The organism is Coriobacteriia bacterium (assembly GCA_034370385.1).
Lineage (GTDB): Bacteria > Actinomycetota > Coriobacteriia > Anaerosomatales > PHET01 > JAXMKZ01.
In genome coordinates, this window is the sequence record JAXMKZ010000059.1 from 70174 (window position 1) to 97131 (window position 26958).

Genomic DNA, 26958 nt, shown 5'->3' on the forward strand with positions numbered 1-26958 from the left:
TTTCCCGGAGAAACATGCCGTCTCGAATCCTCGTGATAGTGAACAGCCGCGCGGGCAACGTCGGCCCCGGGCTCTACGACTTCATCAGCGCCATCGGACTCACCGGCGCGGAGACAGTGGTGCGATTCGCAAGCCAGGATCAGTCACTCGAAGGCCTCACGACTGACGCCGCCCAGTTCGACCGGATCGTCGCGGTCGGGGGCGACGGCACGTTCTCGACCGTGGCCTACGAGACACGCGACCTGCACGTTCCGATTCTGGCGTACCCGGCCGGAACGGCGAACCTCCTACCCATGAACCTCGGGCTGCCGTCTGATCCCGCCTCGCTGGCCAAGCTCGCGCTTGAGGGAACCGCTGTCCCGTTCGATCTGGGAGAGCTCATCTTGCCGAATCCCCGCGGCGATGCGGACCATCTCGGATTCGCCATGATCGCCGGCGCCGGTTTTGACGCCACAATCATGCAGGCCGCACAGCCGCTCAAGTCGACGCTCGGCGCCGCGGCCTACCTGCTGGCGGCGGTGTCGAACCTTGCGCCGACCGTCTCTGACTTCGAGCTGGTGCTTGACGGCGAGCACATCCACACCAGCGGCATCGCGGTCCTACTCGTGAACTTCGGTCGCATCCAGTTCGACCTGAGCCTGACCCAGGGAGGCGATCCCCAGGACGGCAAGCTCGAGGTCGTGGTGCTGCGCTCCAAAAGCCTGGCAGGCCTCATCCCCGTGGTCTTTGCCGCGATGCTCGAGCGCATCATCGAAGGATCTGAGCGCGATCCCAGCGTCGACGTGTACCTGGCTTCCGAGGTCGAGGTGAGCGCGTACCCGCCCTTGGCGATGCAGTACGACGGCGACCTGCTGCCGACACTCACACCGTGTGCGGCGCGGGTGCTCCCGGCAGCCACCACGCTGATCGTCGGCGACAGCTCCCCCTACCGCGAGCCAGTCGGTTCCTGACGGCCGGCAGACAGCGCCTGGGCCTCAGCGGCCTTCACACGACGGTGACGGCCCCGGCGGGCGCCAGAACCGTCACCGTCAAAAAGAACCTCGAGAGCGCCGAAGCGCTACCTCGTCGAAAGGTAGTCGATGATCTGAGCCTTCTCGTCTGCGCTGATGACGAGCCCGTTCTTCTCCATGCGCTCCACGTTGGTGGTCCATCCAGCCGCATCGTAGGAGGCATCGTTGACCCTATCCAGGGTGTGGCACATCCTGCACTTCTGGGCGACAAGCGCCTCACCCGGACTGGCCTCCGCAGGGGCTTCTGCAGGGACCTCCGCAGGGCTGGTCTCGGCCGCAGGCGGCGGGGTGGTCGGCTCGGACTCGGAACCGCATCCCGCGACGGAGAATAGAAGGGCGAGCGACAACATCAGCCCAGCTGCCAAACTGAGAACACGAAACATAGCAACCTCCTTGGAAGACACCGCTGTACCCTGCTTGTCTTGCGACCTATGTACCCCTGCGCACTGAACTCGCATCACGTCGATCACCCGAGCGTGTATGCCGCGCCCTCGACATCGAGTATGCCCCTGAGATCCGACACGTGAGTCGCCAGCCCGACGTTCAGGAACTGCCGCTCGATGACCGGCTGCCCGTCCGATGCCGGGTAGCGGGCGTCGAAGCCAAGATCCAGATGAGCGGTCTGCGACTGGATACCGATGATCCGTCCCGCCGTGTCGAGCAGCGGTCCGCCCGACTGTCCCTTCAGCCCCGGAGAGGAGGTTTCCACGAACGTCACCTCCGCCCCGTCGACCGAAGTGCGCCGGTTGAATCGCGAGATGATGCCGTCGAGCGCGAACCGTGGCGCGGGGAATGCGTTCTTCGCAAGAGCGAATCGGTTCTCGTCGCCATCCCACGCCGCTTCCACCGTATGGAACGGAAAGCCCAGTCGGCAGACCGACTCGCCCTGCCTGAGGGGGGCAGTGTCAGTGTCGCGAAGCACCGGTGCGACCGGGAGCCAAGCGGGGTCGAAGGGCTCGAGTCTGCCAATGGCAAGATCGGCGGCACGGTTGACGCGGCCCCCGACCAACTGAGAGTTCGCCGCCGGGTTCAGCGCCCAGATCTCTGTGCGTTCGGTCACGAGCTCAGCAGACAAGGGTCGCCCCGGGTCCGCGGCCGCCTGTTCGGCGGATCGCATAGCGGCGAGCATCTCTTCAACGATGTGAGCTGATGTGACCACCCAGCCGTCGGAGTTGATGACCACGAAGCTGGCGACAACGGTGAATACCGACCCGTCGGCGCGACGTCGCAGCCCCACGTAGGGAAAGGTGAAACCAGATGCGACATCGATGGCTTCGGCGAACAAGGCGATCCCTTCCTCTTCGCGATTCCCTGAGGATACAGGAGTGAGTCCGGCTCCCCGTAAACAGAAGACCCGCCCACCGCGTCTTTTCGCGGGTGGCGGGTCGTGTCTGTGAATGGTGGGCGCTAGAGGATTTGAACCTCTGACCCCTTCCGCGTCAAGGAAGTGCTCTCCCCCTGAGCTAAGCGCCCATCTGTGATGCGACGTTGTCCGTGAGGACAGCGAACGATAGTTTACCAAAGCAGGCGGCGATGCCTAGACCCTAATCTGCCGAGCGGCTAGGACCGCTCCAAATTGTTCTTGCGCCACCCATACCCAATCGCTAGACTAGCCGTTGCGCGCGGACGTGGCTCAGTTGGTAGAGCACAACCTTGCCAAGGTTGGGGTCGCCGGTTCGAATCCGGTCGTCCGCTCCATCGCACCTCGACGGAGGTCGGTCTTAGTGGCCCGAATGGCCCGATGAGGCCGACCTCCGCTGTTTGACACGGCGCTCGGCGCCACCAATAGGGCGACGTGGCCAAGTGGCAAGGCAGGGGCCTGCAAAGCCCTTATCCCCAGTTCGAATCTGGGCGTCGCCTCCAGACTCTGCACACGGCCGACCGGCGCGTACCGGTCGGCCGTTCGCTGTCACGGAGACCGTTTCGGGTCACTTTGCTACACTCACCCGCGGCGCCACTAGACCACCGGCGACACCAACTCCTTTGAGGGGAGCCCTGTGCGGATCGGATTCTTCACCGATACCTACACCCCCCAGATCAACGGGGTGGTCACGTCGATCCAGCTATTCAAGGACGCGCTGGAACGCCGTGGGCACGAGGTGTACGTGTTCGCCCCCACGCCTGAACACGAGGCCGACGGGGTCCGGGTCATCCGATTTCCGTCGCTCCCCTTCGTCTTTCAGCCTGAGATGCGGCTTGCAACGCCAATCTCCATCGAGGCCCTGCGGATTCTTGATGCCGTCGACTTGGACGTCGTGCATTCGCACGACCCGTTCGCGATCGGTCTCTACGGACTGAACGTCGCCCGTCGCGCCAAGATTCCCTACGTGCACACGTACCATACGCTCTACCCCGAGTACGTCCACTACGTGTGGGAGACCCGCCTCACCCGAAAGCTCGCCGAACGACTGTCTCGGGATTTCTGTCAGATGTGCACGTCCATCATCGCCCCGTCCACGAAGATAGAGCTGCACCTGCGCGACTGGGGTGTGCGAGTACCGATCGACGTCATAGCCACGGGCGTCGACACCCGCCGTTTCGCCGCTCCGACCCCCGAGGCGCTCACCCGAATGGAAGCGCGCATACGGCCCCGCCCCGGAGACCGCGTTCTTCTGTTCATGGGTCGATTGGGACGAGAAAAGAACGTCGAGCTGCTCCTGCGTGCGCTGTGGCACACCAGGAACGCACGCATCCGACTGGTGATCGCCGGCGATGGACCATACCGAGGCGAACTGGACTCGATCGTCGAAGAGCTCGATCTGGGCGACAGGGTCACCTTCGTGGGGTACCTGGACCGTGAGGACGTCGTGGCCGCGTATCACCTTGCCGACGGCTTCGCCTTCGCATCCACAAGCGAGACCCAAGGCCTCGTCATCGGCGAAGCGATGGCGGCATGTCTGCCGATAGTCGCCGTCGAGGACCGCGCCGTCGAGGACTTTGTCATCGACGGCCGGACCGGGCTCATCACCCCTGGACGGGCCGAAGACCTCGGACACGCATTCGACGCGCTCCTCGCCGACGACGAGCGCCGAGTACGATTCGCGCATGCCGCCTGCGAGCGCGCCGGCCACTTCTCGATCGAGCACCAGGCGGAGAGGCTCGAGCACCACTACGAGCGCGCAATCAACGACTACCGCCCGCGGCGTCGTCTGGCGCTACCCTTGCGGCGCAAGAGCGCCGGCGGCGATGCTGTCAGCCCGCGTACTTGATCTGAACGCGCCGTGCCTGCTCGAGACGATTCAGTCCTCGTTCAAGATCGCGAGGATCACGGATGTTCTCCACCGCCCATTTGACGATATCGGTGGGAACGTTGGGGAAGCGCTTGCGCGCCTGCGCCAGGGTCATGGCTACTCCTCTTGTGCTACGACTACTGCTACGACTGTGCTGTGTTCACTGACCCAACAACCATCAGTCTGAACCTGAGGTCGAGGTTCGTCAAGCTCAAAGGGCCCGGGATCTCCCCCGGGCCCTTCTACAACCTTGCGAACTGCGGAAACAGGCTAGAACCACGCCTTCCTGCCTGCGACGTACATGGCGTAGAACTCCTCGTCGGTCTTCGTCAGATACATTATTCCCTCAACGAGGCCGATGATCGAAGGTATCCATGCGAGCATTCCGAACGAGATCAGCGAGACCGCCAGAAGGATGATGCCCTCCTTGTTGTAGCCGAGGTAGAACTTGTGGATGCCGAAAGCACCCAGCAAGATCGCAAGTATTCCAGCTACGACTTTCTGCTTGTCCCCCGCCGGAGCCACCGGGGCAGCGTAGGTCGGCTGCGGAGGAGCGGTCGGGGCTACATAGCCAGGCATCGGCGGGGCGGGCGGAGGGGCGTACTCCGGCTGCGGCGGTGCGGGCGGCGGGGCGGCAGCCGGTGCGTACTCCGGCTGCGGCGGTGCGGGCGGCGGGGCGGCAGGTGTGTACTCCGGCGCGAGTGGGGCAGGCGGCGGGTCCGGTATCGGGTCTGCCGCCGGAACGGGAGCCTCGGCCACTGACTCGGATGGCTCCATCATCGGTGCGGGGGCATCGGGCTCAACCGCCGGCGCCGCCTCGACGGCGGCATCAGGCTCACCTGGCAAATCGGGCGTGGGGGCATTGCTCTCGTCTGTCATGGTCCCTCCCGGGAGTCGCGGTACCCATAGCACTTCTATAACCCACCAAGCCCGAAGACTAACCCTCGAGAACCGAGAATCCCCCTTCAGGCGCGGTCTTGCTCGCCGTCTCCCCATCGGGTGAACAGCGCATGTTCGATTCCGAGCACATCGAGAACCTTCCCTGCCATGAAGGAGACCATGTCATCGATGCTCGAGGGCCGCTGATAGAACGCGGGCATCGCCGGGACGATGATCGCTCCCGCCTCGGTGAGGGCGGTCAGTGAGCGTAGGTGCACGAGCGACAAGGGTGTCTCACGTGGCATCACCACGAGTGGTCGGTGCTCCTTGAGCGCCACATCGGCGGCCCGCTGAGCCAGATCTGACGCCAGGCCGGCAGCGACACTCGCACAAAAGCCCATGCTTGCCGGCGCCACGATCACGGCATCCAGCTGGTGAGATCCGCTCGCGATCGGGTCGAACAGGTCCTGCGGCATCGCGACTCTGAGCCGGTCCACTCCCGGTAGTTCGAGGAAGGAACCCAGGGCCGTAGCCGCCGTAGCCGCATCATCGGACGGAAGTTCGAAGCCGAGTTCGTAGGCGCATACCTCCCGACCCGCCGTGGTCGCGCAGAACACGACCTCGTGTCCCAACACGAGGAGCTGCTCGGTGATTCGCATGCCATACGCGCTTCCCGAGGCACCGGTCATGATGAGTGCGATGCGTGCCATGCGTTCACCCCTGTTCGTCAGGAGAGCAACCGATCCACGAACGCACCGGTGCCCACTACCACGGCGATAATCCCGTTCACGGTGAAGAATGCCGCGTCGACGCGGCTCAGGTCATCAGCTCGCACGATGAGGTTCTCGTACCCCAACAGCACGGCCGCGACAGCCACACCGGCGAGCCATGCCCACCCGGCCTCGGCGAGCCATCCACCGGTGGCCAGCAGAACGATGGTGAGCACATGCGCGATGCGCGTCTGCACCAATGCTGCAGGCACCCCGTAGTCGGCGGGCATGGAGTGGACCCCGTCACGCCGGTCGCACTCGACGTCCTGCGTGGCGTAGATGATGTCGAATCCCGCCGTCCACAGCAGGACACCCAGTCCGAGGACCCATGGCGCCGGATGGCTGATGGAACCGCCCACAGCGACCCACCCTCCCACCGGAGCAAGGCCCAGACACAACCCGAGCCAGTAGTGACACAGGGGCGTGAAGCGCTTCGTGTAGGGGTAGATCGCGAACGCGATCAGGGGAATCGGCCACAGCACGTGGGTGATGGGCGCGAGCTGCCACACCCCGACCAGGTACGCGGCGAGCATGACTCCCGTGAAGAGCCAGAGCTCCCAGGCCTTGATGAGGCCCGCGGGAATCGCACGGCCCGCCGTGCGCGGATTGCGTGCATCGATCTCTTTGTCGATAGCCCGATTGAGTACGAACGCGAACGCCCGCGCGCCCACCATCACTACGGTGATCCACACGAGGTCCGCAGCCGTCGGCCACTGGTCCGCGCCGACACCGGCCCACATCGCCCCGTAGAGGGCGCCGATGTAGGCGTAAGGAAGCGCGAACACCGAATGTTCAAACTTCACCAGCTCGAGGAAGACCTGGACCTTCGAGGGTGGGCGCGCGGCCACAGCCATCTTCTCGCTCACAGACCGAGCTCCGCCCACAGAGCGTCAACGCGTGCCTTGACCTCGGGGTCCATCTCCAAGGCATCCGGCCAGTCACGTTCGTGGCCCTCCCCCGCGATCGGGCGGGTCGCGTCGATGCCCATCTTGAAGCCGAAGCTCTCGAAGTTGGATGAGTGGTCGAGCCGGTCGAGCGGCCCCTTGCTTATGAGGATGTCACGGCTCGGATCGACGTTGTTGAAGCAGCGCCACGCCACCTGGCTGTAGTCATGGCAGTCGACGTCCTCGTCCACGACGATGACGTACTTCGTGAACATCATCTGACCCATCGACCAGGCGAAGTTCATCACGCGAAACGCCTGCCCGGCAAACTCCTTGCGAATCTGGAAGATGGCGCAGTTGTGGAACACCCCTTCAAGCGGCAGGTCGTAGTCGACGACCTCAGGCATCATCGCCTTGACCACCGGCAAGAAGATGCGCTCGGTGGCTTTGGCGAGGTAGCAGTCCTCCATCGGCGGTCGGCCTACGATCGTGGTGGGGTAGATCGCGTCACGGCGCATCGTGATGGCCTCGACGTGGAACACCGGGAAGTAGTCAGCAAGCGAGTAGTAGCCCGTGTGATCCCCGAACGGACCTTCCCACCGCGTCTCTTCCAGATCGCACCATCCCTCGAGGATGATCTCTGCGTGCGCCGGCACGAGAAGGTCGTTCGTCACGCATTTGACGACCTCAACGGGCTCGCCACGCAGGATGCCTGCGAACAGGTACTCGTCGATCATCGGCGGCACCGGAGCGGTCGCTGAGAAGATGGTGACCGGATCGGCCCCGAGCGCCACCGAAACGGGAATGCGCTGTTCGCCGGAGTCCTTCCAGGCGCGGAGATTCTTCGCTCCGTCGTGATGCTCATGGATGTGCAGGCCGGTGGTGTTCTTGTCAAACACTTGGAGCCGGTACATGCCCACGTTCGGGCGCCCCTTGAGGTTGTTCGTCACGACGAGGGGAAGCGTGATGAACGGCCCGCCATCCTCAGGCCATGTCGTGAGCACCGGGAGTTTGCCCAGATCCACGTCCTCGCCGCGCAACACGACCTCTTGGACCGGTGCGCGCTTGATCTCCTTGGCCCCCGCTGTGGCGAGATCCTTGAGACCCATGAGCACATCGAGCTTGCCCTTCATGCCAGCAGGCATGTCGAGGGGCAGGAGCTCCATGAGCTCGCGCGCCTTCGCATCCAGATCGCGCCAGGTACCCGTCTCGGCGTCAGCACCGAGCGCCCACGCCATGCGGTCGTAGCTGCCCATGAGGTTGATTGCGACAGGCATCGAGTACTGCTCGCCGGTCTGGCGGTTCACGGGATTCTCGAACAGCAGTCCCGGCCCGACCTGTTTGCTCACGCGGTCCGCGATCTCGCAGATCTCCAGGTTGGGGTCGACGGGTGTGGTAATACGCCGCAGCTGGCCCCGCTGCTCGAGCAGGGTCATGTACTCGCGAAGATCCTTGAACGCCATCTCTTACGCCTCCTTGGAGGAGTGAACGCGGACTAGGGGATGATACCGTCCCACGACATAGGTCAGCGCGGGTGAAAGCAGAACAGCGGCTCCCAGCGCGGTGATCTGCACGAGATCAAGGTCGCACTTGAACCCCCACATGAGATCGGGAAGTCGCCACGTAGGCTCAAGTCCCCATGCCCACAGGAACCACGCGACCTGCAGCGCGAGCGTCAACTGGGTCACCACGACGGCAAGCGGGCCGAGCACGAGCCATCCGGGGAGATAGCGCCCGGACGGCTGCTTGGGATGACGGCGCAGCAGCGGATACACGGCGGCGGCCACCACCGCAGCTACCAGACCGGCGATGGCGGCTTCGATGAGCCTCGTGTTCATCCACGCCTCGATCAAGTCCTCCGAGTTGAACGACGAGAGCGACCACCGATTGCCGTGAACGACGAAGAACAGGATGTTGTAGACCGCGTAGTAGGCCGCCGAGCCACAGATTGCAGCGACGAAGGCCCTCCACGATGCCACGAGGACGAACAGCAGCGTGAGCACCGAGGCGATCGCAAGCTGCACCCCTTGGCCAGAAAGCCGCCCTGCACGGTCCGCCGCAAGCCGCGCATCGGACACATCCTGCAGGTACTGGGTCGTGACCTCAGCCGTCGCCGTGGGCGGCAGTTGACGATCGTAGGCCACCCCCGCAGGTCCTGCAATGACCTCGGCATAGGCACGCGCTGCGGCGTTTCGTTGTGCCTGAGACGCCAGTACCCCAGCGGCGGATGAGGTCGCGAGCGCACTGTCCAGCGTCTGGCCGGTCGCGTTGCGTGGCGATGGGAAGCCTGCCATGACAGCGACGGTCGGCGCGATGTCTTCGAGACGCGCCTCGCCTTCGAGGACCCGGACGCCCTCGCCGGCGATCACACCTGGTACGGAAACCACCTCCGGCTCCCACCCGCCGTGACCACCGGTGTCGATGTGGCCGTGATCCGCCACCACCACGAAGGCGGCCCCGGTGCCCTGCGTCTGCTCGACAAGTCGGCGCAGATCCGTGTCGACGCGCCCGACCATCTGGGCGTACTCAGGACTCCCGCCGCCGAAGCTGTGCCCCACCTCATCGACATCGGGAAGGTGAAGCAGCACGAAACGCGGCTTCTTCTCACGGATCAGCCGGAGGGTCTCATCGATATATCGTCCGCTCAGATACTCCTCGGACCAGTCCAGGAAGAAAGAGCCCGTCGCCTGCCGCGCCGCGGGATACAGCGTCGCGATGTCGCTCGGACCCACGACGACGTAGGGAATCTTGGCCTGATAGGCGGTGTCCAGCAGCGTCTCGGCTCGGATTCGTCCCTCATGCCAGTTCGTCACCACACCGTGCACATCTTGACGCGTGCCGGTGAGGACAGTGGTCCAGTTGGGGTAGCTCAACGAAGGCTGGGGGGCTGTCAGGATCAGCGAGGCACCATAGTCCCGCAGCGACTCCAGCGACGACATCTCCCGTGAGGCATCCTCGCGTAGCCCGTCGACGATGATCAGAATGACGCTCTCGGCGACGGGCGGGCCCGCGTAGGAGGCAGGAAGATCGCTTGCCAGGTAGGGTGTCTGATAGTCGACGATTCCGTCCCAAGCTTCCGACGCCATATCGTATGCGCCGTACGCGAGGGTCAACGAGCCGAGCACCATGAGCGGAATCGCGAGCCACAACAAGAACGTCCTCATGTATCAGCCCTCCAGTCCCAGTACGGCCTCGAGATCGTCGAGGGTGGTGAGGACGCGCTCAGGAGCTTCGGGGGGCACCGGCAGCCCATGACGATCGATGAGCACGGGCGTCATTCCCACTGACATCGCCCCGAGCACGTCGGCATAGTGGTGGTCGCCGACGTGGGCAGCCTCTGACGGCGCCACGCCCACGCGTTCGCATGCCAGCTCGAATATACGCGGGTCGGGCTTGTGCAGACCGACGTGCGCCGACGAGATGATGACATCCAAATGGCGAGAAAGACCCAGCCCTTCGATCAACCCGCCAAGCCGGCGATCCCAGTTCGATATGAGGCCCAGCGCCAAGCCGGCCGAAGAGAGTCGTTCGAACGCCGGCTCAACATCTTCATAGGCTCTCCAGCGGTCGGCGGAACCGAACTCGTCATACACGCGCAGGGCGATTCTCTCGGCGTCCAGATCGATTCCGAGACGGCGACAGAGCAGTGAGTACATGCCGACCCATACCTGCGACGTCTCCTGCTCGCTTGTCCAGAATGTATCGTCCGTACGGTATCGGTCCTCGTAGTACTCGTCCACGAGCGGAAGAAGCGCGTCAATGGCCGAGAGGTCCCTCAGGTGCCCCTCGTCGGCGAGCACCTGTCTCACAACTTCCGACACGCTGGGGAACGGAGCGAGCAACGTATTGCCCACGTCGAAGAAGACTGCCTTCAGCACGTCGACACCGTGGCGCAGAGGGAGACGCGGCAGGCAGGTCCGGTGCTCGTTCGGTGACCCGCTCGTTCCACGTCTTCCTCCCCCCGAGACGTCACAGCGCTGCAAGAACGCGGTCACAGATGGCGCGCGTCGCCCCGGGTCGACCGAGGGCTGCGGCGGCGGCGGCGACCTGCGCGAGTCGCGGTGGGTGGGACGCAAGATAGCGACACTTCTCCACGACGTCATCCTCGTCACGCGCCAGCAGCACCGCTCCCCAGTTGACGAGAAAATCGGCGTTGAACAGTTCCCTCGCCGGTAGGGGATTATAAAGGACGATCGGCAGTCCGCATGCGAGGGCCTCACCGACACGTGGAGAGCCTGCCGGGGCGACGAGCGCGTCTGCGGCACTCAGGGCACTACCGTATCGACGGGTCTCGCTCACGACGGCCACCGAGCCCGTTTCTGCGGCCGCAGCATCGAGCCTGCGCCGCACGCGCGGCTCTCCGGCGGCCAATGCGGCGACTTGGATGCCCGACGCCGCCAGCTCCGATACCACGTCACGGCTTGCGTTGAGAATCCCGGTTCCGGCGACCGCGACGGTGAAACGGTCGGCAAACCCGAGTTCCGTCGCACACGCCGCTCGCGAAGCGCGGCCGATCACTCGATCGTGTACCGGGGTCCCGGCCACGACGATCCGGTCGTAGGGGAACCCACGGACGACCAGATCGTCGCGCGCTTCACCCGTCGGAACGAAGAGCAGGTCAACCTTCGGGTGCAAGATCAGGTGATGGGCCGAGTAGTCCGAGATCACTGCAGCCACCAGTGCATCGACACTCGGCCGCGATTCAGCGAACGCGGCCGTCGCGATGGGGCAGGTCGAGACGACCGCGCGCGCACCCGTCTGTGCCCACTGCAAAGCGGCAGCCGGAATCCCCCGCCGCCGCGTCTCCTCGATCAGAGCGCCGTCCTGCGGTGCATCGGCCAGGCTACCCGCGAACCCCGGAAAGAACTCCGGTGTCTGCTGGTAGGCGAAGCGCGCCAGGACACCCAGATTCGGCATCTCCCGATCAAGGAAATCGAGGGTGTCCACGCGCACGTCACCGGCACCGGACTTGAGGCCCGCGGCAAGCGCCTCGGCGATCGCCTGAGAGGGGCCACCGTAGGATGAATGGGTGACCAACACGCGCCGGGATGAATCGCGTCGTCTTGGCATCAGCTGACACCGGCGCGATGCTTCGTCAAGCGCACCAGGGTGCCACCCGACGGCGCTTCACCGTACTCGACTCTGTCCATCAGCGCCCGCATGAACATGACCCCGCGTCCTCCGGGGGCATACAGATCGTCGCTGTCCTTAGGGGCGCCGTTGAACCCCGGTCCGTTGTCCGTGACCTCGAAGACGACCCGGTCGCCAAAGGCGACCACCCTCACGCGCACAGCGGCCTTTCCGCTCGTCGGTGCGCCGTGGCGAATGGCGTTGGCGAGCGCCTCACCCAAGGCGACCTTGACATCGAACAGTGCCGCCTCAGGCAATCCCAAAGATCGGAGCGAGTCGGCGATCACCGAGCGTGAAGCCGAGAGATGGTCGACGTCGGCCTCGATGTCGAACTCCTGCTCCCAGAGTGGTTCGGAGTCCGGCTCACCCAGTTCCAGGCCCTCGAGAGCTTCTGCAAGCGAGGATGATGTGGAGATGCTCGAAGCGACAGCCGCAAGCCCCGACAGCTCAAGGATGCGAGACACGTCCCGATTGGCTCCCGCCAGTACCAATCTGCCGCCGGCCGGTCGAAGACGATGATCCAGCCACACGAGCAGTCCCAAGGCGGTGCTGTCGGCATAGTCGACTTCGGACAGGTCCAAGACCAGATTCGCGCACCCGCCCTCAAGTACACCGACGAGTTCACGGCGAAGCTCCGGCACGACAGCGATATCAAGATCGCCGCTGAGCCGAACGACGCATGCCCTCGGTCCTAGTTCGTGGGTTAGTTCATGATTGGAGGTCATGGGGCTGTCGGGTCACTCCTTCTTGTCGGCGTCGCCGAGCACGCTGCACACCTCGACGGCAAGTATGGCGATGTCGTCGCGCAACTCGCCGCTCACGAAATCCTGTACCGCCGCGAGCAGTCGGGAGGCCAGTTCCTCTACCGTGGCGCCGCCGACCATGGCTGCGGTCACGCGCTCCTCTCCGAAGAACGTATTCCCTTGTCGGGCCTCGGTGACTCCATCGGTGTAGAGCAGGAGCCGATCCCCTGCGACGAAATCGACCTCGTTCTCATCGAACTCAACCTCAGCTATCGCGCCCAACAGCGGACCTGTGGGGCCCAGCATGTCCAAGGACCCATCCGCCCGCTGAAGTATCGCCGCCGGGTGCCCTCCGTCCGCCCACGACAGACGCCCGCCCACCACGTCGTACCTCCCGACCCACAACGTCACGATCTGACTCGGGTCACCGGACTGCGCTGTCATGCGGTTGACCTCAGTGGTGACGCTTCCGGGCATCAGTCCCGCCGCGACGAATGCCCTGACCGCGTACTTGATCATCGAGGTCTTCGTCGCGGCCTCAACGCCCTTGCCGCACACGTCGGCGATAGCCAACCAGATCGCCCCATCGGACGCCCTGAACAGGTCGTAGTAGTCGCCGCCGATATCGGTATCCAGACCCGCAGGCTCGTAGACGCTCGAGGTCGTGACCTCAGGGAAATCGGGCAGCGCCTTGGGGAGGATCGACTGCTGCAGCACGTGCGCCACCTCATGTTCGCGGCTGTACATGCGCGCTGTGTCGATCGCCAAAGCCGCCTGGGAAGCGAACGTCTGCATGATGCTCATGTCCTCGTCGCTGAACGCCCCGGCAGCCTCTGCCAGCACCATGAGCACGCCGATCGAGCGGCCACGCGCCAGCAGCGGCACAGCGAGCAACGAATTGAGCCCCTGCGACGCCGCGCTGCCGGCCACACCCCCCATTCCAAGCGAGAGGCTCGGCAGTGAGACAGGGGTCCGCGATGCGAACACACGCCCGGGCAGATCCTGTCCGGGCTCGAGCTCCAGCGCAACGATATGCGCGGGGACAACACCACGTACCATCGCGGTTCCGAGCGTGCGTCGCCTGCTGTCGTACGACCAGAGCATGACCGCTTCCGCCGAGAGGATCTTCTGAACGACCTCGATGACGCGGTTGAGCACGACGTTCACCTGGAGTTCCGACGCCACGTCCTGGCTGATGCGGAAGATGGTCTCGAGATTGGCCGCTCGGGCAAGCGCACGTTCGTAGAAGTAGGCATTCTCGAGCGCCAGTGCGACTTCGTCTGACAGGGCGCGGGCGATGTCCATGCTGCCCGTGTCGGCGCCTTCGGTCATGAATACCGCCAACGCGGCTCCATGGTCGCTCTCGAAATCGATCGGAACGAGCATGAGCAGCTCGCCATCATGATCGTCGAGGGCCCTGTCGGTTGCGAAGTCCTCTCCTCGCTTGACGATGACCGTGGCGCCATCCGGCTGGAGATGGAGCTGCGCGATCGCCACCAAGGAATCGTCCTCGCCCGCGTTGGTCGACGGAGCCAGCCCGAGGACGGCACGGTCCACGATCACGATCCGTGCCGCGCTCGCACCGAACAGGTCGGAGATGATCTCTTCCACGATGCCGAGCGACGCAGCCAACGTCGCGGGTCGCACAAGCTCCTCTGCAACCGCACGCAGCGCCTCGGCAACGTGCCTCGACTCGCTCTCGATCTCGAACAGGCGTGACGTCTGGACGGCGACCGCCGCCTGAGCGGAGAAGGTCCGCACCATCTCGATCTCGGCCTCAGTGACTTCGTCTTCCGAGTCGCGGAGCATGACCACGAGTCCGAGTGCCTCATGACCGGCCACGAGCGGCGCCGCCAGCGCCGAGCGGGCCGAGCTGGCCAGACCGGGAAGCTCGTTGGCAAGCTGTCCGGGGTTTGCGGAGTACGTCACGGGACCCGTGCTGCCCAGAGCCTCAACAAGCCAGCCCCCCGTCGATGTGTCGACGGTACTCACGCTCGACATGCCGATGCCGCGCGCGCGAACGGGAACCAATCGGGCACGCTCGTGATCCAGCAGGTAGACCGCTGACGCGCCCGGCCCGACGATGTGACCCATCGCCGATAGAATGCCGTCCAGAACCTGGTCGAGCCGGGACGCACTTGCCAGCAACTGGGAGAGATCGTGCAGTGCATTGAGACGCAGCGTGACCTGATTGAACGCCTGGGCCACTCGACCGATCTCATCATCGGTCTCCGAGATCGGCAGCGGTTTGACGTACGCGCCGGATGCGGCGGCCCGCGCCACCCGCTCGAGATCCTTGAGCGGCTTGACCAGTTGTCGAGTCACGTTCCAGGCGAGCGCCACGCCCACGAGCCCGCCGAAGACAAGAACCATGAAGAACGGGGCCACCGTCATGAACGAGGCTCGGGTGTCCGCCGCCGCCGGCTCAGCTGCAGCCACTCGCCAGTCGATTCCGGTAGCTCCGCGGATGTCACTGTAGAAGCCCGAGTACCGCTCACCGCTCGCAACAGCGAACGTCACGCGGCCGATGCCATTACCTGCCGGCTCCCAACGAGCGCCTTCCAGCCGGGGCGCCGCGCGCTGCCCCGCGAACCCCGCCAGTTCACCCGAGTCGATCAGCACCATGAGGCGTCCTGGCTGATTGCGGACCGCGGCCGCCAGCGCGCGCTCGATGAAGTCGTCGTTGAGCCGTGCGAGCACGACGACCGGCGAACCCCACGCAGTCGCCGTCGTCCTGGTGACCCAGATGGCGTGCTCGCCATCTTCCGTCTTGAAGCTCGCGAAGCCCGTGGATCCCCTGATGGCATCCTTGTACGCCCTGAGGGCGCGAACCTGTCTTGACGACAGACGATCGGGAGAGCCTGCGAGGCTTCGCGCGGTTCCAGCCTCCACCACCATCATGCGATCGAACATGCCGCCGCCACCTGCCGGCAGCGAAGCGACGGACGAGACCAGCTCCATCTCGGTCTTCGATGCGGCAGCGGTCGCGCTCGTGCGCTCGATGACCTCGTCGGCGGCAAACAGGCGCTCGTTGATGGCGTCCTCGACAAGCTGTACTGCCACCAGATCGCGGGCGTCGGCCCGCTCCGAGGCGAGATTCGACGTGGTGATCATGGCCACCACCGCAGCGGCGAACACCGTCGCGATGCCGACGGTCAGGGTGGCGCGAACGACTCTCGCCGAAAGCCCTTGTGAAGCGCGCGGACGTCTGACCATGGCTCCCTCAACGACGCAGCGAGTGCGGCGAACCTATCAATCGTACCCGAAAGACGGTCCGGCGCGCAGCGCCTCAGAGCCACGCGATCATTCGTTGAGCGTCGGCAGATCGAACTCAATGGCCGGGATGGACTGCGTCAACCACGCCGCCACAGCTCCGAACTGACCGGTGACTATCAGCAGGCCAATCACGATGAGCAGACTCCCGGCGATGCGATTCATCACCAACGAGTGCCGGTTCAGCCACTTCAGAAGCCCCGTCATGCGCCCGAACAGCAGTGCGACCGCTATGAACGGCAGACCGAGTCCCATCGAGTACGCCAGCAGAAGCAGCGCGCCCGAAGCGACACTCGCCGACGAGCCCGCCATCGTGAGTATGGTGCCCAGAATGGGTCCGACACACGGCGTCCAGCCCGCCGCAAACGCAGCACCCATGACGAACGCGGCACCGCGCCCGAAGGAGCGGGAGCGCCCGAGGTCCATGCGGGCTTCGCTATAGAGCCACGGAACCTTGATGATGCCGAGCATCAACACGCCGAACGCGATGACAGCGGCTCCCGCGACCATCTCGATGATCTCCCGATACTCCGTCAGGAACTGACCCAGCACCGACGCCGTCGCGCCCATCGACACGAAGACGGTGGAGAAGCCCAGCACGAACAGCACCGCTGGCACCACGACCTTGATGCGAGACGCTCCACCCGAGAGCTCGGCGCTCGTCAACCCGGTCATGAACGAAAGGTAGGCGGGAATCAGCGGGAGCACGCAAGGTGAGAGAAACGACAACACGCCGGCGAGAAACGCCACGCCAAGAGCAACTACCTCAGACACTGAGCACCACCCTTTGGGAAGAACCGGTCGCGACGAACACGCTTCGCACGTTCGAGACGCTACTATACCCTATGGGGTATACGTTGTGCAACGACCGTGGTTCAGTAAGACCGTCCCCCAAAGCGCGTGCCGCCACACCAGAACGCTACAACTGAGCCGCCTCGTAGCCGACCACGCGGATGGCGGCGATGATCTCGTCGATGGTGACCCGATCGTCGTCGTAGGACACGAGGGTCGTCCCGTCGACATGGTCCGTCTTGCTCGACTCGACCCCCGGCACGTCAGCAAGAGTCATGTCGATCAGCATCGAACACGAACCGCAGTGCATCCCTGAAGTGCTCAGCGTGACCGTCTTCGAAGCCATACGTTCACTCGCCCCCCTTGATCGGCCCTGTCAGAAGGCTGCCGTTGGACCCGTCAGCCCTCTCCGTCGTCTGGAGCGCTCCGCAGTGAGGGCAGAGCCGCCAATCGGTCCTGACCGGACCGTCGCACTGGGGGCACGTCAACCCGACGCCCGGAGTCACTGCCGAACCGTCGCGCCCAGAGAGCCCGAAGATTCGATCCAAGACACTTGTGACGAAGGCGGGCGGTGTCTGCATGGACAAGGGACTCTCAGACGAAGGTGAACTGCTTGCACTACGTCAGTGCAAGCGATGTGCCAGCGGCAGACCCTCGCCCTACAACCCGAGACGTTGCATGCGGGCTTCAAGCGTCTTGGTCGTGAGTCCCAGAAGCTTCGCGGACTTGGGCAGGTTCGAACCGGTGCGGTCGAGTGCCTGACGAACGAGGTCGAGTTCAACCTCTTCAAGGTTCGTCCCGTCTTCCGGCAGTACGAAACCGCAGCTCGCCCGCCCCGCACTGACGACACCGGAACGGACCTCTGCAGGCAGGTCGTCGACTCCTATCTCATCGCCGTGGGACAGGATGACCATGCGCTCGATCGTGTTCTCCAACTCGCGGATGTTTCCGGGCCACTGGTAAGAGGCGAGCGCCTGCATCGCCTCACCTGAGATCACCTTGCTACCCGCGTTCGACTTCTCAAGAAAGTGCGCCACCAGAAGCGAGATGTCGCTTGAGCGCTGGCGCAGCGGGGGCAAGGTCACGGGGACGACGTTGAGGCGATAGAAGAGGTCCTCGCGGAATCCGCCATCGACGATCAACTGCTGCAGATCCTGGTTCGTAGCGGCGACGATACGTACGTCGACGTCGATGGAGCGCGTTCCGCCGAGCCGCTCGAAGCGTCGCTCCTGCAAGACGCGCAGGAGCTTGACCTGAGTCGCCGCCGAGATGTCGCCGATCTCGTCGAGGAAGATGGTCCCGGTGTTTGCCAACTCGAATCGCCCGGGCTTGCCTGTCATGGCGCCGGTGAACGCGCCCTTCTCGTAACCGAAGAGCTCGCTCTCCAGCAGCGTCTCGGGCAACGCGCCGGCAGACACGGACACGAACGGCTTCGTGGCTCGCTCCGAAAGATTGTGGAGGGCGCGTGCGATAAGCTCCTTGCCCGTGCCCGACTCACCGTAGATCATGACGGTCGCGCTCGTCGGAGCCACTTTGTGCACGGTCTCAAGGACCTCAAGCATGCGCTGATCCGACGCTACGATTCCTTGAACATCGTACTCACGCCCGATCTCTTCGCGAAGGCGTTCGACCTCAGCGGCAAGGTCCCGGTACATGAGCGCTTTGCTGATGGCGAGCTTGAGCTCCTCCAGGTCGAAGGGCTTGGTGAGATACTCGTTCGCTCCGGCCTTCATGGCATCAACCGCCTGCTCGACGTTGCCGTGTGCCGTGAGCATGATTATGGGGAACGAGACGCCTTTGCCCCTGAGGCGGCGCAGAACCTCCATCCCGTCCGGAGCAGGCATGCGATGGTCGAGGACCATGAGGTCAGGCTCGAAGTCGGCAGCGGCCGCAAGCGCCTCCTTGCCGTCAGACGCCTCGGCGACTTCGAACCCCTCAGCGGTGAGTGCCTGCCCGAGCACCCACCGCATATTCTTCTCGTCGTCGACTATCAGGATTCTCTTCTGCATGCGCTCCCCGTCCCTATTCCTTGAATACCGCAGGCATCGAGACCGTGAAGGTCGTGCCCCGCTCCGACGATTCGACTTCGATATGACCATCGTGCTCGTCGATGATGCGATGGACGATCGTCAATCCCAGTCCGGTACCGTCCGCCCGCTTCGTGAAGAAGGGGTCGAACACCTTCGTGATGTCCTCATCGGCGATTCCCGGTCCCGTGTCCGCCACCGTGACCACCACGTAATCTCCGTCGGACTCCGCGAAGATGCCGATGTTGCCGCCTTCTTCATCCATAGCCTGTACCGCGTTGGTCACGAGGTTCAAGAAGACCTGCTTGAGCTGATCCGGATCACCATAGACGGGTGGCAGCCCCTCAGGCCGCGCGTACGATATATGGACGCTGGCCTGCTTGGCGAAGCGGCTCGTGAAGAGCACGACGTCCTCGAGCACCCCGGCGAGGTCGGTATCCACCAGTGTAGGCTTGCTTGGCCTACCAAAATCGAGCAGCGCCTTGATGACCCTGTCCAGCCGGTCGATCTCCTGCTTGATCACCCCGGCTGCGACGTGGATGCGCTCCTTATCACACTGGGCATCCTCGAGCAGCTGCACACTTGCCCGGATCACCCCCAGCGGGTTGCGTACCTCGTGAGCCACACCCGCAGTGAGCTCGCCCATCGCGGCAAGACGGTCTGCTCGAATCAGCTGATCGGTCAACGTACGGATGTCGGAGACATCTTCGAGGGTGACGACCGCCCCGAGAATCGATCCCCCGACGGCCCTCATGCGCGAGGTTGACACCTGAGCATGGACGACTCGCCCGATCGGCGTGACGAACGTCGCCTCACGATGAGCCATGGGCACGCGCCCGGACAGCACCTTGGCTACGTCACTTGCAATCCCTCCGTCTTCACGGAAGAGAATCTCGATCGGCCGGGGAACCATCTGGGTCTCCGTCATGCCAAGCATCCGCTCCGCGGCGGGATTGGCCGTGGCGATAGAGCCATCGGGCCCCACGGTAAGCACTCCCGAAGTGATCGAGCGCAAGATCGAAGCGGTGTAATCCTGCACGTTGATGAGCTGGATGGCGCGCTCTTCGAGCTTCTTGTACGCCTCCTCCAACTGCGATGAGACCTGCTGCAGGTCACTGGAGCGGCGCACCTCTATGTCGCGCAATGCGCCGAACAGCAGACCGAGCGCGACGAACGAGATCATCTCAAGCCAGGTGTCGAATCGACTCACTGACCCACCGAGCATCAGGGACACGTGCGCCCCGTACAGAACGGCTGAGATGACCCCGGTGATCAGCCCGCCCCGTCTTCCGAACACCCAGGCCGCGTAGATGATCGGAACGAAGTACAGGCGACGGTAGAGCATGTGAAGCGGGAGGCTCCTCGCCGGAGTGAACATGTGCAGAAGCGTCACGAAGACGATCATCACGCTGATGGCGACAATCGCTCGTCCGGCCCGCCGACGCTCTTCGTGGTCGATGTCGCGCTGCGGTCCCGATTCCCGACCTGCGCCGGCCAAACCGCTTTTCTGCGGCGTCATCGACGGCGCCTGGCCCAGCTCGGCTCGATGCTGAGTTCCTCGCGGTACTTGGCGACGGTGCGACGGGCGACCGTCACGCCCTCATCGGAAAGCAGCTCCGCAAGCTTCTGGTCAGACAGCGGCTTGGCGGGATCCTCCTCCTTGACCAACTCGCGTAGACGGCTCTTCACGGTCGTCGCCGCCACGTCCATCCCACTCGACGTCCGATAGCCACCGCTGAAGAAGTGCTTGAGTTCGTAGAGCCCATACGGCGTGGCCATGTACTTGCCTGTGACTCCGCGAGAGACGGTGGATAGATGGACGCCGATCTCAACGGCGACGTCCTCCAGACGCAGGGGCCGCAGCGGTCCCTTGCCGTCTTCGAAGAAGTCGCGCTGCACCTCCATGATGATCTCGGTGATACGGCTGACCGTGTCCTTACGCCGGTCCACATTCCGGATGAAACTCTCAGCCGAGCGGATCTTGTCCTTGAGGTAGCGCCGCGTCTCGTCGTCGGCGTTCGATCCGCTCTTGAGCATCGCCCGGTATCGCGGCGAGACCCGCAGAGTGGGCAGCGCTTCGTTGTTCGGGATGATGAGCCACTCATCGTCGAAGCGCCGAAGCGTGACGTCAGGCACGATGTAGCCGGGCGATGGGCCCGGCGAGAACGCGCCGGCCGGCCGGGGGTTGAGAACCTTGAGAACTTCGACCAGCCTGCGTACCTCATCCTCGTCCACGTGGAGCGCGCGCGCGATCTTGCGGAAGTGATTCGACGCGACATCGTCGAGATGATTCCTGACGATGGTCATCATGAGCGGCTCATCTATGCCGAGGAACTCCAGCTGCAGGCAGAGCGCCTCGCTGAGATCCCGAGCTCCGACGCCGGGAGGATCGAGCTGCTGCACGGCACGCAACCCGGCCTCCGCTACGGTCGATGAGACTCCGACCAACGCCGCGATCTCGTCGAGCGAGCCGGTGAAGAAGCCGTCCCCATCAAGGGAGCCGACCACGGCCATCGCCGCATGTTCGACATCCTCATCCACATCGAGCAGCGCGACCTGATCGAGCAGGTAGTCGTCAAAACTCTGAATGCCGCCGACGTAGTCCTCGGTGTTGGTCTGCTCGGCGTTGGGATCGCGCGGCGCCGTGGCGCCGAGCTGGTCGAGGTCCTCATACATCTCGAGCCACTCGTCCCAGGAGCGCTCGTCGTCGCGCGCGTCTTCAGGCTGATCCTCGCCCTCTACCGGCTCGGATTCTGTCTCGTCGACCTCGAGCACCGGATTCTCGAGCATCTCCACTTCGACCATCTGCTGAAGCTCGGCGACGGGCATGGCGAGGATACTCAGCCCTTGGTAGACCTGGGGCGAGAGGGTGACCTTCTGTCGCAAGTCAGGACGCTGCGAGAGTTCCACTGCCCACCCCCTTTGCCGTCCGCAACGGTGGTCGACGCAAGTGCGCCGCCATGCAAAAAGTATACCGCTGTGCCCGCCTCTTCTCCCGCTGCATCAGGATTACTCCACCAAGTGCGCAGAAGCGCAGGGCAAACAGAGCCGTCGCGCTCAGTCCGGTGGCGGCAGTATGGGCGCGGGATCACGCTCAGGCAGCTGCACGATGGCGATCGCCGCGAGAACCAGCAGACCACCCAGCAGCTGTGCAGCCGTCAAGGACTCACCGAAGAGCACGAACGCGCCGATACCGGCAAGCGCCGGCTCCACGGTGGAGGTCACCGTCGCGTTGGTGGGAGGGATGTACTTGAGCGCCATGAGGAACGCCGAAAACGGCACCACGGTGCTCACTACCGCAAGAAAGACGACCGCGGCCAAGGATTCGGGCACCGCTAAGAGCTGAATCGTCGACTCGGGGCCCAGCACGAGCAACCAGAACAGCGAGGCGAACCCAAGGCCGTACACGAGCGTCGTGTAGGGCGTGAACCGCTTGGCGGCGACACTGCCCATGAGCGAGTAGGCGGCGAAGAAGACGGCTGAGGCCAGCCCCCATGCAACTCCGGCCGGTGACACCACCAGGCCCTCTCCTCCGATCGCGCCGACAACGAGCGCGCATCCCGTCACCGACAGCGCCACTCCCGCCGGCAGCGACCACGTCCATCGATGCTTCATGAACACCACGCCCACGATAAGGACGAGGACCGGCGCAAGGTACTCCAGAAGGATGGCTGTGGCCACGTTCGTGAGCGAGATGGTCTTGAAGTAGGTGTAGTGGACCGCCGCCAGACCGACAACGCCGAAGACGGCCAGGAACGGAAGGTCCTTCGGCCTCACAACGAGCGCCTCGCGCCTGAAAACAAGCAGGTACGCGAGCAGGATCACGCATGCCGCGAACGCCCGCCCGGCGGAGAGTGCCGTCGGGTCGATCGTGATCCCCAGCGGGGGAACGGGCCACGCGGCGGTCTCGGCGGTCGCCTCGGTGAACAGCCACTTCGCCGTGAGACCGCCGCTGGCCCAGCACGCCGCGGCAAGTAGGACCAACCCGTAGCCGCGCATGCGGACGGCCCGCGCCTCAGCCACGGGCGGAGGTCTGTTCGCGCTCGGTCTTGGTGGCCTGATACTCGTCGTAGGGTTCGAGGTGCGCTATGACGTCAACGACCTGGGGAAACGCGGCGCCGATCGCGCGTTCGACGTTCTCGGCGATCTCATGACCATCGGCCACGCTGCGCGTCTCGTCGACCTGAACATGGAGGTCGACGTAGACAGCGGACTCCGACCCCCTCGTGCGGATGTGGTGGCATCCAAGCACTCCCGCAACGGCAAGAACGCACGCGCATATCTCATCGGTGGATATGCGCGCGGAGTCTGACAACGTGGCACTGGCCTGGCGAAAGACCGCGACGGCCGTATACACGATCATGGCCGATACCAGCAGCGCGACGACCGGGTCGGCTTGAGGGAAGCCGGCTTTGACCATCACGAGTGAGAGGATGACCCCCAGGCTCACGAAGATGTCAGAGCGGGTATGACTGGCGTCGGCGATCAGGATCTCGGAGCCGAGCTCCCGCCCTACCCGGCGCTCCCACGTGCTCACGCCGATGTTGACCGCCAGAGTAGCGATCATGACAGCGAACGAGACCGCATCGACCTGGGGTGGGCTGACGGCCCCCGAAAGCTGCGACAGGGCGCTGGAGCCGATGCGGTATGCGGCGAACGCGAGCATGCCCGCGATGGCTGCCGAGGCGTACGATTCGAACTTGTCATGCCCATAGGGATGGTCGCGGTCCGCCGGCCGGCCGGCGATGGCCATGCCCACGAGCCCGATGACGTTGCTGGCCCCGTCGAACAGCGAGTGAAAGCCGTCGGCCTGCATGGCCGCCGACCCGGAAACCGTACCCCACCCGATCTTGGCGAGCGCGACGCCGACGTTCAAGGCGAGCACGGCCCACAGGACGGTCCGAATACGCTTGACACGCAGCGTCCCGGCCTCGCTGTCCGATGGTCTCGTGTATCCCACCTGGTCGTTCCTCCCCTTGTGCCACATACCCCTAGGGGGTATCATCGTTCAAGAACAACCCATTCAAGGTATCAGAAGCGGAGACTGTGATGACTGACTCACCGGAAACCACCGTCATCTCCGATGAGGAGCAACGCAAGGCCATGGTGAACCGGCTGAAGCGCCTGGAGGGACAGATTCGCGGCCTTCAGACGATGATCGAGTCCGGTCAGGAATGCGACGCGATTCTCACACAGGTCATGGCTGCAAAATCCGCGCTCAACCAAGTGGGACTGCACATCATCGGGCACGCCATGAAGAACTGCCTCATCGACGAAGAAGCCGCCACGCGCGAGGAGCTCATCGACGAGGCGATCAAGGTGTTCCTCAAGTACTCATCCTGTGTGAAGTAGGCGCCTCGAGCGCCTTCAGACGCTGTCGTGGCCCCGCGACTCGATCGCCGTCGGGGCCACGTTTCATGTCACGTAGGGTCCTGCCCTCCGACCGGAGGGCGCCCTAGCCTCAAGTGAACCGGCTGCCACCGCAGCTCGCTGTGGAAGCGCTTGAAGTCGTCGTGCACGTTCCTGACCCGAGAATCCCACCGCCGACACCTCGGTCGATCTGGGTCGAATCGCACTCGGGACACAGCAGGTCCTCGTTACGCAGAAGGCGCATGAGGAATCGGTCGAATTGATGACCGCACGAGCGGCACCTCAGCTCGTACGTGGGCATCTAGACCCCCAGACCAAGCTCTTGGGACAGGGCATCCGCTCCCCTGGCACCTACCACTTGGGCCACCAACTTACCGCCATCGAATTTGGCGATCGTGGGGATGCTCATGACCCCATGCTCGACGGCGATGTCTCTGGATTCATCGATGTTGAGCTTGACGAACGCAACAGCGTCACCCGCTCGAGAGGCCAACTTGTCTATCTCAGGAGCGACCATCCGGCACGGACCACACCAAGGTGCCCAGAAATCAACGACCACCGGCACATCGGACTCCAGCACCTTCTCGCGCCACGTACTTGCATCCACATCGATCGCACTGCTCATTGGAGACTCCTATCCTTGGTGATTCTGCGTGCTTCCTTTATACCCCATGGGGTATCCCGTGGTCAAGCACCGAGAGCACTGGCTGCGCTCGCATCGAGTATCATCGCCATCAGGAGGAGCCGTGGATCCAGGGACCGCGTGGTGGATAGCACTCGTTGGGGGCGCGCTGTTGGCCGGCGCCTCGGTGACGGCGGTGCTTGTCGCGCCCCGTCGGACTGAGGCGCTCTTCGCCGTCTTGGGAGCGCTCGTCGCCGCAGCCGCCCTCACATCGTTCGCCGCCATCGTGGGAACCACCCCCCGCGTCAACGTCGCCCTGTACGCGTTCACCTTCCTCTTGGCCTTCGCGGGGGGCGGCTACGCTCTGGCGTCCACCCTGCTTCTCTCATCGGTGCGCCCGCCGGCGCCGGCACAGGCGACTGAGACCGCGAACGAAGACCCGCGACCCGCCGTCATCATCTGCCGGTGTGTTGAGCCGGAGTCCTACGCGTTCTCGAGCACGGCGAGCATGCTTGACGGCCTGGCTTCAGAGGGACTTCTGGAGCCGTCGGTCGGGACACTGCCCCTGCTGTTCTTCGCCCAGAAGGCACGCTACCGGTTGGCCGGCGGCGCGAGTCAGGGAGTCCGGGACCTCAGCACCGTGGCCGCCCGGCTCCAAGACTCGATGAGAGAGGTGAACCCGTCGGTGACCTGGGCCACCTGCAGCGGGGCCGCCCGCCTGGCGGTGCGGGTTTCGCAGGCTGTGTCCGCCGGCCACCGACGCATCGTCGTGGTCGATCTTTCCGTGGCTCCCGGCATCCACTTCGAGCGAGCTGTGGCTGAGGCCGATGCGGTGTGCGCGTCCGCTCCCCACACGTCGATCGTTCACACCACCTGTATGCGCGACGCCGATTCCGTGCTGCGCCACCTGGCGAACCGGATCCTCGCCGCATGCAAAGGCGAAGCGGACAGCGGCGTGGTGCTGGTAGGAATCGGACAGCCGCGCGAGCGGGCGACCCTGGACCCCCGGTTCGGCGAGCGCGAGACGTCGTTTCTCAACCGACTCAAGATGATCCTGCGCGACGAGGGGATGTCGGGCGATCACGTGCGCATCGCGTGGTCCGAGTGGGAGGAGCCCGATGTCACCCAGGAGGTGCGCCACCTGGCAGCACTCGGGTGCACCCGTATCCGCGTGGTGCCGGCGACGCGCCCGATAGAATCGCTCGCCACCTCCTCGGACCTGCGCGCGGCGATTCGTGCGTCACGTCTCGACGAATCCGCCGAGGTCATGATCATGCCCGCATGGGGAAGTGAATCCCCGGTGGTGGGGGCTATCGCGGATTCGGTGAGGCGCGCGCTCAGAGACGACCAGTAGACTCCGCCTCGGCGTGCGGCGCCTTGCAGCGCTCCCAGTTCAGCGCCTGGAGCTGTCGGATGCGCGGGTAGTTACGCGCAAGCCGCCATACGAACGACAATCCTTGGGGGCGCGAGTCGGCGCGCGTTTCGAGTTTCAGGATCGACTGCCGAAGCTCCTCAGCTGTCGAACCGCGGAAGAGCGTGAAGCCCTTACCGACCGCCTCAAGGTAGTGAGCATCACTGCCCCCGGTTGCCGCTATGCCATGACCGCCGGCAAACATCTTGGCGGCCAGGCTGTTGGCCCAGACGAGGAAGGGTAACGAGTTGTAGATCTCGAGGGCGTGGAACGCCCAATCGTTTACCGCGTCCGCCAGCAGGTTGCGCCCGAACGGCCCGAACACGCCCTGGCTCGAGAACGGGTGGGCGATGATCGCGATGCCGCCCTGGGCCTCGATCGCACGCACGGTATCTCGCGAACTCATGCCTGCCGGGATGGCCTCGGTCAGATACAGTCCGAGGATGTGGCCCTCGCGCGACGAGACCTCTTCGCCGACGATGACTTCGAAGTCATACAGCTCGGCCAGGGACTGGGCGAACAGCGCGCCCTCGATGGTGTTGTGATCCGTGATGGCGATGACGTCGAGGTCCGTGCGGTTCTGCACGAACTCCATGATCTGGGGAACACTCGCGGTCCCATCGGAATGGTCCGAGTGAATGTGTATGTCGGCCTTGCCCCAAGCCTGAGACGATTTCACGCGGTGAGTTTCCCCTTCATCGAGGACCCATGAGGTCCGATTGTGCACCCAAGGGCACCCATCTAGCAAGCCGCTGACCAAAACCGCGCACTCTCTGTGTATCGGCCAGAAAGTCCTCGACATGAGCCCCTCCCGCCG

General features: G+C 64.3%; 25 protein-coding genes and 3 tRNA genes. 6 read left to right on the top strand and 22 right to left on the bottom strand.

The features are described from left to right. Positions 1–14: 14 nt before the first annotated feature. Complete coding sequence (locus U1E26_12070; GenBank protein MDZ4170372.1) at positions 15–950, top strand: diacylglycerol kinase family protein; 936 nt, start codon at positions 15–17, stop codon at positions 948–950. 107 nt (positions 951–1057) lie between these two features. Here U1E26_12070 and U1E26_12075 read toward each other — a convergent pair whose 3' ends face one another. From U1E26_12075 to U1E26_12085, 3 genes are all read right to left on the bottom strand, one after another. Beyond that, a complete protein-coding gene (locus U1E26_12075; GenBank protein MDZ4170373.1) occupies positions 1058–1393 on the bottom strand; it encodes a hypothetical protein in 336 nt (111 codons plus the stop codon). Positions 1394–1476: 83 nt separating this feature from the next. After that, entirely contained in the window at positions 1477–2295 is an 819-nt protein-coding gene (locus U1E26_12080; GenBank protein MDZ4170374.1) for a serine protease, read from the bottom strand. Positions 2296–2408: 113 nt separating this feature from the next. Then, positions 2409–2483, bottom strand: a tRNA-Val gene (locus U1E26_12085). A 149-nt stretch (positions 2484–2632) separates the two neighbouring features. Between U1E26_12085 and U1E26_12090 the strand changes: the two genes are divergently transcribed. The 3 genes from U1E26_12090 to U1E26_12100 all read left to right on the top strand — a co-directional run bounded on the left by U1E26_12090 (position 2633) and on the right by U1E26_12100 (position 4219). Continuing rightward, a tRNA-Gly gene (locus U1E26_12090) sits at positions 2633–2708 on the top strand. A 91-nt stretch (positions 2709–2799) separates the two neighbouring features. Then, positions 2800–2873: transfer RNA gene (locus U1E26_12095), tRNA-Cys, on the top strand. Positions 2874–3007: 134 nt separating this feature from the next. Beyond that, on the top strand, positions 3008–4219 hold the full coding sequence (locus tag U1E26_12100) for a glycosyltransferase family 4 protein (GenBank protein ID MDZ4170375.1): 1212 nt from the start codon (positions 3008–3010) through the stop codon (positions 4217–4219). On the opposite strand, the gene U1E26_12105 is transcribed toward U1E26_12100, so the two are convergent. From U1E26_12105 to U1E26_12185, 17 genes are all read right to left on the bottom strand, one after another. Next, a complete protein-coding gene (locus tag U1E26_12105) occupies positions 4203–4355 on the bottom strand; it encodes a hypothetical protein (protein ID MDZ4170376.1) in 153 nt (50 codons plus the stop codon). The genes U1E26_12100 and U1E26_12105 overlap by 17 nt on opposite strands. Before the next feature lie 155 nt (positions 4356–4510). Then, positions 4511–5119, bottom strand: coding sequence for a TM2 domain-containing protein (locus U1E26_12110; GenBank protein ID MDZ4170377.1), 609 nt, complete (start codon positions 5117–5119; stop codon positions 4511–4513). A gap of 86 nt (positions 5120–5205) precedes the next feature. Next, the gene (locus U1E26_12115; protein MDZ4170378.1) at positions 5206–5829 is read right to left on the bottom strand and encodes a UbiX family flavin prenyltransferase; all 624 of its coding nucleotides are present in this window, start codon (positions 5827–5829) and stop codon (positions 5206–5208) included. A 17-nt stretch (positions 5830–5846) separates the two neighbouring features. Next, positions 5847–6755, bottom strand: coding sequence for a UbiA-like polyprenyltransferase (locus U1E26_12120; GenBank protein ID MDZ4170379.1), 909 nt, complete (start codon positions 6753–6755; stop codon positions 5847–5849). Further along, entirely contained in the window at positions 6752–8236 is a 1485-nt protein-coding gene (locus U1E26_12125) for a menaquinone biosynthesis decarboxylase (protein MDZ4170380.1), read from the bottom strand. Before U1E26_12125 ends, U1E26_12120 begins: the two co-directional genes overlap by 4 nt. Positions 8237–8239: 3 nt before the next feature. Further along, entirely contained in the window at positions 8240–9937 is a 1698-nt protein-coding gene (locus tag U1E26_12130; GenBank protein ID MDZ4170381.1) for an alkaline phosphatase family protein, read from the bottom strand. A gap of 3 nt (positions 9938–9940) precedes the next feature. Then, complete coding sequence (locus tag U1E26_12135; protein MDZ4170382.1) at positions 9941–10651, bottom strand: HAD-IA family hydrolase; 711 nt, start codon at positions 10649–10651, stop codon at positions 9941–9943. A 91-nt stretch (positions 10652–10742) separates the two neighbouring features. Next, entirely contained in the window at positions 10743–11843 is a 1101-nt protein-coding gene (locus U1E26_12140) for a glycosyltransferase (GenBank protein ID MDZ4170383.1), read from the bottom strand. Then, on the bottom strand, positions 11843–12628 hold the full coding sequence (locus tag U1E26_12145; protein MDZ4170384.1) for an anti-sigma factor antagonist: 786 nt from the start codon (positions 12626–12628) through the stop codon (positions 11843–11845). The genes U1E26_12140 and U1E26_12145 overlap by 1 nt, the downstream gene beginning before the upstream one ends. A 12-nt stretch (positions 12629–12640) precedes the next feature. Continuing rightward, on the bottom strand, positions 12641–15862 hold the full coding sequence (locus U1E26_12150) for a SpoIIE family protein phosphatase (GenBank protein ID MDZ4170385.1): 3222 nt from the start codon (positions 15860–15862) through the stop codon (positions 12641–12643). 87 nt (positions 15863–15949) lie between these two features. Then, positions 15950–16693 carry a cytochrome c biogenesis protein CcdA gene (locus U1E26_12155; GenBank protein MDZ4170386.1) on the bottom strand — a complete coding sequence of 248 codons (744 nt, stop codon included), beginning with the start codon at positions 16691–16693 and terminating at the stop codon, positions 15950–15952. Between the two features lie 145 nt (positions 16694–16838). Next, positions 16839–17057: a heavy-metal-associated domain-containing protein gene (locus U1E26_12160; GenBank protein MDZ4170387.1), complete on the bottom strand. Its 219-nt coding sequence runs from the start codon at positions 17055–17057 to the stop codon at positions 16839–16841. Positions 17058–17370: 313 nt separating this feature from the next. Then, positions 17371–18720, bottom strand: a complete 1350-nt coding sequence (locus U1E26_12165; GenBank protein MDZ4170388.1) for a sigma-54 dependent transcriptional regulator — start codon at positions 18718–18720, stop codon at positions 17371–17373. A gap of 13 nt (positions 18721–18733) precedes the next feature. Continuing rightward, complete coding sequence (locus tag U1E26_12170) at positions 18734–20257, bottom strand: ATP-binding protein (GenBank protein MDZ4170389.1); 1524 nt, start codon at positions 20255–20257, stop codon at positions 18734–18736. After that, positions 20254–21648, bottom strand: a complete 1395-nt coding sequence (rpoN, locus tag U1E26_12175; GenBank protein ID MDZ4170390.1) for an RNA polymerase factor sigma-54 — start codon at positions 21646–21648, stop codon at positions 20254–20256. Before rpoN ends, U1E26_12170 begins: the two co-directional genes overlap by 4 nt. Positions 21649–21795: 147 nt before the next feature. Beyond that, a complete protein-coding gene (locus U1E26_12180; GenBank protein ID MDZ4170391.1) occupies positions 21796–22761 on the bottom strand; it encodes an EamA family transporter in 966 nt (321 codons plus the stop codon). Further along, a complete protein-coding gene (locus U1E26_12185; GenBank protein ID MDZ4170392.1) occupies positions 22754–23698 on the bottom strand; it encodes a cation diffusion facilitator family transporter in 945 nt (314 codons plus the stop codon). The genes U1E26_12180 and U1E26_12185 overlap by 8 nt, the downstream gene beginning before the upstream one ends. A gap of 89 nt (positions 23699–23787) precedes the next feature. Here U1E26_12185 and U1E26_12190 point away from each other — a divergent pair, with 89 nt between their 5' ends. After that, positions 23788–24090, top strand: a complete 303-nt coding sequence (locus tag U1E26_12190; protein MDZ4170393.1) for a metal-sensitive transcriptional regulator — start codon at positions 23788–23790, stop codon at positions 24088–24090. A gap of 319 nt (positions 24091–24409) precedes the next feature. On the opposite strand, the gene trxA is transcribed toward U1E26_12190, so the two are convergent. Further along, on the bottom strand, positions 24410–24733 hold the full coding sequence (trxA, locus tag U1E26_12195; protein MDZ4170394.1) for a thioredoxin: 324 nt from the start codon (positions 24731–24733) through the stop codon (positions 24410–24412). A gap of 121 nt (positions 24734–24854) precedes the next feature. On the opposite strand from trxA, the gene U1E26_12200 reads away from it, so the two are divergent. Further along, the gene (locus U1E26_12200; protein MDZ4170395.1) at positions 24855–26084 is read left to right on the top strand and encodes a CbiX/SirB N-terminal domain-containing protein; all 1230 of its coding nucleotides are present in this window, start codon (positions 24855–24857) and stop codon (positions 26082–26084) included. Here U1E26_12200 and U1E26_12205 read toward each other — a convergent pair. Beyond that, the gene (locus U1E26_12205) at positions 26068–26820 is read right to left on the bottom strand and encodes a CehA/McbA family metallohydrolase (protein ID MDZ4170396.1); all 753 of its coding nucleotides are present in this window, start codon (positions 26818–26820) and stop codon (positions 26068–26070) included. The two genes, U1E26_12200 and U1E26_12205, sit on opposite strands and share 17 nt — an antisense overlap. Positions 26821–26958: the final 138 nt, after the last annotated feature.